At 59.2% G+C, this 1,290-nt stretch carries 1 pseudogene; it reads left to right on the top strand.

The features are described from left to right. Positions 1-1,290 (top strand): annotated as a pseudogene (locus tag PMI22_RS08685) (IS3 family transposase); the annotation flags it as partial.

The following is a 1,290-nucleotide window of genomic DNA, read 5'->3' as shown; positions in this document are numbered from 1 at the left end:
TCAGCCGAAACCAAGTTTGCTGTCGTGCTCGAAGCCGCCGGTTTGTCCGAGATCGACCTGGGCGAGTATTGCCGCCGCAAAGGCCTTTACCCCGAGCAAATCACGGCCTGGCGACAAGCCTTCATCACCGGCCAGAAATCGGAAAAGGCCCAGCAAAAAGAAGATCGCGAGCAGTCTCGCAAAGATAAGAAACGCATCCAGGAACTTGAGCGCGAACTGCGCCGCAAAGACAAGGCGCTCGCTGAAACAGCCGCGTTGCTGGTGCTGCGAAAAAAGCTCAACGACTACTGGGGGACCGACAACGAGGACAACTGACGCCTTTGCCGGAACGGCAGTTACTCGTTGACTGGCTAAGCCAAGCGGTCGCGGCGGGAGCCAGAAAAATCAGGGCCTGCCGGGAAATCGGTCTATCGCTGCGGACCCTGCAACGGTGGACTGAAACAGACGTTATCCAGGCCGATGCCCGAACGACTGTCACACGGCCAACTCCCCGAAATGCACTGAGCGAAGTCGAGCGTCAGACCATCGTGACGTTGTGTAACAGCCCGGAGTACGCCCACTTGCCGCCGAGCCAGATCGTGCCACGACTGGCCGATCATGCGTGTTATCTGGCGTCGGAGTCGACGTTTTATCGCGTTCTACGTGCGGCAGGCCAACAGCAACATCGAGGCCGCAGCCAGCGACCCAGAAGGCACGCAGCACCGACGACGCATGCGGCCAAAGCGCCCAATCAGGTGTGGTCATGGGACATCACGTATCTGCCGTCGCCGATACGCGGCAAGTATTACTACCTCTATCTGATCGAGGATATTTACAGCCGCAAGGCCGTGGGCTGGGAGGTCTACGACGCAGAAAGCGGCGAGAAAGCCGCCGCACTGCTGCAACGTAGCGTGATCGGTGAGCAGTGTTTACACGAACCGCTGGTGCTGCACTCGGACAACGGAGCGCCGATGAAATCGGTAACGCTGCTGAGCAAGATGTACGACCTGGGCATCACGCCCTCGCGGGGCAGGCCGCGAGTGAGCAACGACAATCCCTACTCGGAGTCGCTGTTTAGAACGCTGAAATACTGCCCGCAATGGCCGCTGGATGGCTTTGCCAGCTTGAACGCCGCACGCGCTTGGGTAAGGGATTTCATGCGCTGGTACAACAACGAGCACCGGCATAGCCGTATCCGGTTCGTCACGCCGACTGAGCGGCATCGGGGGCTGGATCATCAGGTCTTGTCCCGGCGACATGAGTTGTACGAACGAGCCAAGGAGAAAAAACCGGAACGGTGGTCAGGCCAGA

The sequence above is a fragment of the Pseudomonas sp. GM21 genome, from assembly GCF_000282215.1.
Lineage (GTDB): Bacteria > Pseudomonadota > Gammaproteobacteria > Pseudomonadales > Pseudomonadaceae > Aquipseudomonas.
The sequence above is the reverse complement of the archived record's forward strand: the minus strand, read 5'-3'. Positions and strand labels throughout refer to the sequence as shown.